Source organism: uncultured Plantibacter sp. (assembly GCF_963518075.1).
GTDB classification, from domain to species: Bacteria; Actinomycetota; Actinomycetes; order Actinomycetales; family Microbacteriaceae; genus Plantibacter; species Plantibacter flavus_A.
In genome coordinates this window covers 71232-79282 of record NZ_CAUQHZ010000014.1, presented here as the reverse complement: position 1 = coordinate 79282, position 8051 = coordinate 71232, and the positions used below count along the sequence as shown (strand labels likewise).

The following is an 8051-nucleotide window of genomic DNA, read 5'->3' as shown; positions in this document are numbered from 1 at the left end:
GAGTCGGGGACGAACGGACCACACCCGACCCCGACGCCCCGTTCTCAGGACTCCGTCGCGTGTCGCCACCCACACGAGCCCGACACACCGGACATCTCCTGAGTTGGGGACGGCACCGGGGGCTTCAGCTACTCCGTGAGGCCGTTCGCCTTCGCGACGTTCCCGAGCCACGCGAGGCTCGGCTTCGGCGTACGCACGAAGGTCTCACGGTCGACGGCGATGAGACCGAAGGTCGGCCGGAAGCCGCTCGCCCACTCGTAGTTGTCGAGCGCGCTCCAGTGGAGGTACCCCTCGAGCTGGATCCCGTCCTGGATACAGGCGTGCAGCTCGCGCAGTGCGCCGTCCGTGTAGTCGATCCGACGCGTATCGTCCGAGGTCGCGATGCCGTTCTCGGTGATCATGATCGGCACCCCGCCCGACAGCTCCCAGGCGCTCCGCACACCCTCGGCTGCAGCCGGCGGGTAGAACTCCCAACCGGTGAGCGTCGTCTCGACGCCGTCCTCGACGGGCAGCGGACCCTTCGGCCCGATGAACGTGCGCGTGTACGCCTGGACACCGAGGAAGTCGTCGCCGGCGGACTGCTCGAGGTACCAGTCGTCACGCGGGTAGCCGTACTCGCGCAGCATCTCATCGGAGCCTGGCTCACCGTTCGACCGGAACGCCTGCGTCGCGATGGTCCAGCCGGACTTCAGGCCGGACACCTGCGAGAGCACCTCGCGCGAACGCTTGTGGGACTCGAGGAGCGCGTCGGCCACGAAGAGATCCGGGTTCGGCAGGCCGTACGCGACGAGGTTCGCCGCGTCCTCACCACCGGCGAGCATCGCGGCGATGTTCGGCTCGTTGATGGTGCAGACGTGTTCGACGCCCTCGCCGACGATCGGCAGGGTGAGCTCGGTGTACCGCGCGAAGAGGTCGGCGGCGTCCTTCGCCCGCCAGAACCCGTCGCGCTCGAACCAGCGCGGCACCGTGAAGTGCATGAGCGTGACGACCGGGTTGAGTCCCAGCTCGTGCGCGGTGTCGACCATGCGACGGTAGTGGTCGACCTCGGCACGCGAGACGATGCCGCGCTCGGGCTCGATCCGCGCCCACTCGATGCTGAACCGGTAGGTGTTGAGCCCGGCGTCGGCGAGCAGCTGCATGTCCTCGCGGTAGCGGTGGTAGCTGTCCATCGCGTCGCCCGAGGGCTCGACGATGTTCGTCCCGGCTTCGTGCTCGTGCACCCACCAGTTGCTGTTGATGTTGTTGCCCTCGATCTGGTGGGCAGCGGTGGCGGCGCCCCAGAGGAAGCCGTCGGGGAAGGTCAGCACGGGTGTTGCTCCTGTTCGTCGTGCGATTCGTTCGCCCCTTTTTGGGCGAACGAGCGTTCGCTCGCCCAAAAATGGGCGAACGGACGCGGGAGGGTCCGCGTCAGCGCTTGGCGCGGGCCGGGTTGGGGACGGCGTCGAGCAGCTGGATCGTGTACGGATCCTGCGGGTGCTGCAGGACATGCGCGGTCTCGCCACGTTCGACGACACGACCCTGGTTGAGGACCATGATGTTGTCGGTCACGAGTCGCGCCGACAGCAGGTCGTGCGTGATGTAGAGCATCGAGACGCCCCACTGCTCACGCAGGTCCTCGAGCAGCGCGAGCACACCGGCACGCAGCGACACGTCGAGCATCGACACGGGCTCGTCGGCGATGAGCACCTGCGGGTCGCTCGCGAGCGCCCGGGCGATCACGACGCGCTGCCGCTGTCCACCGGAGAGCTGGTGGGGCAGCTTCGCCGCGAACTGCTCGACGGGCGAGAGGCCCACCGTCTCGAGGAGTTCGAGCACGCGCTTGCGCACCGCGTCACCCTTCAGCCCGGTGAAGTTCACCACCGGACGGGTGAGGGTGTACTCGACCGTGTGCAGCGGGTTGAGCGCCGCATACGGGTCCTGGAAGATCATCTGCACGTTCTTGTGCAGGTTCCGGATGCCCTTGCGGTTCAGCTGGGCGACGTCGAGGTCGCCGAAGCGGACCGCACCGGACGTCGGCTTCTCGATGCCCGTGATGAGCTTCGCGATGGTCGACTTGCCGGAGCCCGAGGCCCCGACGAGCGCGAGCGACTGACCGGGTTCGAGCGTGAACGACACGTCGTCGACGGCCGTCACCGCGGACTCACCGCGACGCGGCGGCGGGTAGACCTTCGAGACGGCGTCGACGATGACCGCCGACTCCGCCGAGCGACCGGCACGCGACGACGCCTTCCCCGACTCGGAGCTCGCGCTCGTCGCGGTCGGGACGCTCGTGGTCGTGCCGGACACCGGAGCAGTCCCCCGGTTCGCCCGCGAGGGGAAGCCGGGCAGCTCGACGACCGCGGCGCGTGGGTCCGCGTAGTGGCTGAGCAGCATCCGCGTGTACGGGTCCTGCGGACGCTCGAGGATGTCGCGGCTCGGGGCGTCCTCGACGATGCGGCCCTCGTGCATGACGAGCACGCGCTGCGTCGCCTCGAGCACGACGCCGAGGTCGTGGCTGATGAGGATGGCGGTGAACCCCTCGGCCTGCTGCAGCTCGGTGATCGTGTCCATGATCGCGTGCTGCACGAGGACGTCGAGCGCGGTGGTCGGTTCGTCGAACACCATGAGGCGGGGCTCGAGCGACAGGGCCAGCGCGATGGACACGCGCTGGCGCATACCGCCGGACAGCTCACCGGGGAAGCGGGCGAGCACCTGCGGCGTCAGCCCGACCTTGCCGACCAGCTCGGCCATCCGGGCGTCCCAACGGTCGCGGGAGACGTGACCGTGCGCCTTGAAGATGTCGACGAAATGGTTGCGGATCGTGCGGACCGGGTTGAGCGCGTTCATGCCCGACTGCAGCACCATGGCGAACCCGCCCTGACGCTGCTCACGGAGCGCCTCGTCGCCGAGCTCGCGGATGTCCTTGCCGCCGAAGAGGATCTGCCCGCCGTTGATGCGGGCCGGCGGCTTCTGCAGGCGGGTGGCCGCGAAGCCGAGCGTCGACTTCCCGGAGCCGGACTCGCCGACGAGCCCGATGAACTCACCGGCGCCGACGGAGAACGACACGTGGTCGACCGCCTGGACCGGCGCGGCGCCGACGGACTCGTAGACGACGGACAGGTCGCGGACCTCGAGGAGCGCTCCGGTCCCGGCTGCCGGCGAGGATGCGCTCTCGGCCTGGAGGTTGACGGCGTTCATCGTGACTTCCCTTCACGGAGGCGCGGGTTGCTGATCGCGTCGACACCGAAGTTGATGAGGGTGAGGCTCATCGCGAGGAGCGCGATGCAGAGACCGGGGGCGAAGAGGAGGATCCACTGACCGGTGAGCAGGGCGTTGGAGTTCTGCGCCCAGTAGAGGATGGTGCCCCAGCTGACGATCGACGAGTCGCCGAGGCCGAGGAACTCGAGGCCGGCCTCCGCGAGGATCGCGCTCGTCGCGGCACCGAAGAAGCCACCGGCGATGAGGGACGTCATGTTCGGCAGGATCTCGTTGAACACGATGCGGAACGGTCGGTCGCCGGAGAAGCGGGCCGCGGTCACGAAGTCACGCGAACGCAGCGACTGCGTCTGGCTGCGGAGCACGCGGGCACCCCACGCCCACCCGGTGATCACGATGACCGCGACGATCATCACGAGCCCACCGTTCTGGAGGTACGCGGCGATGACGATCATGAGCGGCAGGCCGGGCACCACGAGGAACAGGTTGACGATGAAGTTCACGACCTCGGCGCCGAAGCCCTTGATGTAGCCCCAACTGAGGCCGATCAGCACGGCGACGATCGTCGACAGGATACCGGCGATGAAACCGACCGTGACGCTGATCTGCGAACCGTAGATGAGCTGGCTGAGGACGTCCTCGCCCGCCGCCGTCGTCCCGAACCAGTGCTCGGGGCTCGAGTCGGCGTTCCGGGGGAACCCGTCCTGGCTCGCGCCGTAGGGTGCGAGCACCGGGGCGAAGATCGCGACGAGGATGAAGAACGCGAGGATGATGAGCCCGAGGCGGGACTTCCAGTTGGCCCAGAGCGTCGCCGCCGATCGACCGATGAAGGCGAACTTCCTCGGCGGACGCACGGCCTGGTCGGACTGCAGTGTCTTGACGTGCTGTGTGGTGGTCATCGGCGGGTCCTTGGGTCGAGTACGCCGTACAGGATGTCGACGAGGAAGTTGGCGACGAGCACGCTCACCGTGATGAGCAGGAAGAGCGCCTGCATGAGCGGGTAGTCCTGTCCGATCACCGCGTTGAACAGGAGGAAGCCGATGCCCGGGTAGCCGAAGACCTGCTCCACGAGGATCGAGCCGCCGACCACCCCGCCGAGCGCGAGCCCGAAGCCGGTGAGGTTCGGGAGGATCGCGTTGCGGGCCGCGTACTTGATGGCGACAGTGCGACCACGGAGGCCGTTGGCCTCGGCGAAGGTCACGTAATCGTCACCGAGGGTGTTGATCATCGCGTTGCGCATACCGATGATCCAGCCGCCCAGGCTCGTCACGAGGATCGTCAGCGCCGGCAGCACCGCGTGGTACGCGACGTCGACGATGAAGTCCCAGGTGAAGGCCGGGGAGGCCGTCGGCCCGAAGGCACCCGAGGTCGGGAACCAGTGGAGGACGTATCCGGCGAAGAACAGCAGGAGCAGCGCGGTCCAGAAGTACGGGAACGTGCTGGCGAAGGTGCCGGTCAGCGTCGGCAGCGCGTCGAGCCAGGTGTTCCGCCGCCAGGCCGCGAGGACGCCGATGAGCGTGCCGAGGATGAAGGCGACGATGGTGACGATCCCGAGCAGGATGATCGTGTACGGGAACGCCTGCCAGATGAGCTCGCCGACCGACTGCGGGAAGAAGGTGTACGACACCCCGAAGTCGAGCGTGACGACCTGGTGGAGGTACGTGACGTACTGCTCCCAGAGGTTGCCGCCGGGGACACCGAGTTGGGCCTCGATCGCCGCACGCGTGGCCGCGGAGACCGGACCGTTCTGGGCGAGCTTCGCGATCGCGGCGTCCGTCGGTGAGCCGGGCATGAGCCGCGGCAGGAGGAAGTTCAGCGTGACCGCCGCCCACAGGGTGAGGACGAAGAGGCCGAGTTTGCGCACCATGTACACGGTCACTCACCGTCCTTCCGGAGCTTGAGGTGCGTGAACACGAGGAGCGGGGTCTGGTCGTAGGTCTGGAGCGGTGCGTACGGATTGTCCGCATCGGGCCAGCCGGTGAACTTCTTGTCGTTGTAGAGACCCCAGAGTCCGCCGTAGTACATGCCGATGACCGGGAAGTCGCTGTAGACGATCTGCTGCATCTGGTGACTCAGCCCGAGACGGGTGGCCTCGTCGGTCGTCTCCTTGTACTGGGCGAGCAGCTGGTCCATCTGCGGGTTGCGGTAGCGACCGAAGTTGCTGGACGTCGTCTCGCCGATCGGCTTCGCGAACTCGCTGTTGAAGCTGTTGTTGAAGCCCTGGAACATGATGCCGTTGCCCATTCCGCCCATCGCGACCTGGAAGTCACCGCTCTGGATGGCCTGCTGGTACCCCGGCGGCTGCGGCTGCTTGATCTGCACGTCGATGCCGAGGGCGCCGAGCTCCTTGCGGACCTCCTGGACCGCGCGGAGCCAGTCCGCGTAGCCGTTGGCGGTCGTGATCGAGAAGCTGAACTGCTTGCCCGCCGCGTCGACGAGCTTGCCACCCTGCTGGGTGTACCCGGCGGCCGCGAAGGCTTCGAGGGCGCCGGCGGTGTCCTGCGTGATCATGCCCTGGTTCGGCAGGGTCGGGTCGAGTTCGTCCTCCTGGTTGGGGAGCATGAGGCTCGACTGGCCGGCGGCACCGAGGTAGCCCTCGGTCGCCGCATCGGCGATCTTGTCGCGGTCGAGCGCCAGGGCGATGCCGCGACGGACGTCGACGTTGTCGAACGGGGCGACGTCCATGTTGGGCACGAGCCCGATCACGCCTCCCGGCGGGAACCAGAACTTGTTGTGGTCGTTGGCCGCAACCCAGGTGCCTTCGACGTTCGACAGGAACGAGTACGCCCAGTCGAAGCCCTTCGTGACGATGTCGAGTTCACCGGTGGCCGCGGGGATCACGAGGTGGTTGACCTCGATCTTGTCGGCCTGCCAGTACGTCTCGTTCTTGTCCATCGTGTACTGCTGCGAGGTGTAGTTGCCGAGGACGTACGGACCGGTGCCGACCGGGTTCGGGTTCCGCCAGGTGTCGGGGCTCTTGACGTCCTTCCAGATGTGCTCCGGGACGATGAGCGTCTGCGAGACGATGTCGGCCGCGGGAGCGTCGTCGTCGAGCAGGTGCATGATGACGTGCTGGCCCTTCACCTCGATCGTGTCGATGTGCTGCCAGGCGCCCTTCTGATCGAGCGTCGGGTACTGCTTGATGAGGTCGAAGGTGAACTTGACGTCCTCAGGGGTGAAGGCCTCACCGTCGGACCAGGTGGCGCCGTCGCGGATCGTGTAGTCGATCGTGCGGGCGTCCGGGAGGTCGACCTTCTCGGCGAGCCACGGCGTCTCCTTGCCGTCGAGCACGTTGATGATCACGAGCGGCTCGTAGATGTAGCTCGAGGCCGAGCGCTTGTTCACGAGGTAGGGGTTGAAGTTCCGCTCGAGCATCGGGGTGCCCTTGTCGGAGGCCAGCAGCATCGTGTCGGCGGGGATCGAGGGATCCGGCTCGCTCTTGATCTGGATGCTGCAGCCGGAGACGAGCAGGGCCGCCGCGGCGATCATCGCCGCTGCTCCGAGTCGTCTGCGCCTGCGGACCTTGGTCCGCTCGTGCGTCGTGTGCGTCATCGCCACCGTCCTTGCTGAAGTCTGTACCGGTTGAGTGTAAGCGCATACATTGCCCGACGCAACCCGTGTCGGACATCCGCTCCTGTTCGCAATCCAGGAGACCCTCGGCGTGGCGGCCTCACGGCGGACGGACGCGTCCGCGGCACGCCGCGGGCTTCCTGAATGGTGAACGCGAGGGGAGGCGATGATCAGGACGTGATCGACTCGGAGCTCTCGCGGAGGACGACCTCCACGGGGAGTCGGACCGACATGGCGGGCAGCTTCGGCTCGGCGAGGCGACGGGCGAGCGCCTGCACGGAGACCCGGCCCAGCGTCTCCATCGGCTGCCGGACCGTCGTGAGCCGCGGAGCCGACAGACGGCCGGCGTCGATGCCGTCGAAGCCGGTGACGATGAGCTCCTCCGGGACCGCGACCCCGGCGATCCTGGCGGCGTCGATCACGCCGAGCGCCATCTGGTCGTTGGCGCACACGACGGCCCGCGGCAGCCCGTCGCGCCGGAACAGCTCCCGACCGACCCGTCGCCCGCCCTCCCGGGTGAAGTCGCCGCGGAGGGTCGGCTCTTCCGGGGCCTCGAGCGACCGGTCCGCGAGGGCCGCACGGAACCCGCTCCAGCGCTCGGCGTCATCGGGCGAGCCGAGGCTTCCCGCCACGTACTCGAGCTCTCGGGCGCCGAGGTCGTCGATGAGGTGCGCCGTGAGCGTGCGCATCCCCTCGGCGTTACTCACGGAGACGTGGTCGAGGTCGTCGTCGCGCCGCGGCCCCGCCATCACGACGATCGGGACGTGCCGCGACAGGCGTGCGAGCTCCTCCTCGCTGGCGCTCCCGGCCAGCACCATGAGGCCGTCCACCCGACCCGCCATGTCGCGCACCGTCTGCGTCGCCGTGGACCCGCGCCCGACGCCGACGAGCAGCGCGAACCCGCTCCGCCAGGACTCCAGCTCGCAACCGCGCAGCACCTCGTCGAAGTAGAGGTTGAGCGTCCGCGTGTCGGTCCGCTCCGGGATGTCGCGGACGATGCGCGCTCCCCCGGCCGCCGCCTCGTCACCCTCGAGGGCGATGTCCCCGAGGTCGTCCATCGCGTCGAGCCCCTGGAAGAACAGGCCGATGACACCGGTGCGGCGCGCGGCGAGCCCTCGTGCGGCTCCACTCGGGACGTACCCGAGTTCACCGACCGAGGCGAGCACGCGGTCTCGGGTGGCCGGTTTCACGTCGTCGGGGCGGCTGAGCACCCGCGAGACCGTCGCGATGGAGACGCCGGCGTGGTGTGCGACGTCGTAGACCGTCGGCGGTTTCGTCATGGGAGC

6 protein-coding genes are annotated in these 8051 nt (G+C 68.1%); all 6 read right to left on the bottom strand.

What is annotated here, in order from left to right:
• Positions 1-128: 128 nt before the first annotated feature.
• Complete coding sequence (locus RWN05_RS15470; protein ID WP_064297142.1) at positions 129-1307, bottom strand: glycoside hydrolase family 1 protein; 1179 nt, start codon at positions 1305-1307, stop codon at positions 129-131.
• Between the two features lie 100 nt (positions 1308-1407).
• On the bottom strand, positions 1408-3177 hold the full coding sequence (locus tag RWN05_RS15465; protein ID WP_079001243.1) for an ABC transporter ATP-binding protein: 1770 nt from the start codon (positions 3175-3177) through the stop codon (positions 1408-1410).
• Positions 3174-4094: an ABC transporter permease gene (locus RWN05_RS15460; RefSeq protein ID WP_064297140.1), complete on the bottom strand. Its 921-nt coding sequence runs from the start codon at positions 4092-4094 to the stop codon at positions 3174-3176. Before RWN05_RS15460 ends, RWN05_RS15465 begins: the two co-directional genes overlap by 4 nt.
• Positions 4091-5062, bottom strand: coding sequence for an ABC transporter permease (locus RWN05_RS15455; protein ID WP_314140210.1), 972 nt, complete (start codon positions 5060-5062; stop codon positions 4091-4093). Before RWN05_RS15455 ends, RWN05_RS15460 begins: the two co-directional genes overlap by 4 nt.
• An 8-nt stretch (positions 5063-5070) precedes the next feature.
• Positions 5071-6747: an ABC transporter substrate-binding protein gene (locus RWN05_RS15450; RefSeq protein WP_079001241.1), complete on the bottom strand. Its 1677-nt coding sequence runs from the start codon at positions 6745-6747 to the stop codon at positions 5071-5073.
• Positions 6748-6935: 188 nt separating this feature from the next.
• Positions 6936-8045: a LacI family DNA-binding transcriptional regulator gene (locus RWN05_RS15445; RefSeq protein ID WP_064297139.1), complete on the bottom strand. Its 1110-nt coding sequence runs from the start codon at positions 8043-8045 to the stop codon at positions 6936-6938.
• Positions 8046-8051: the final 6 nt, after the last annotated feature.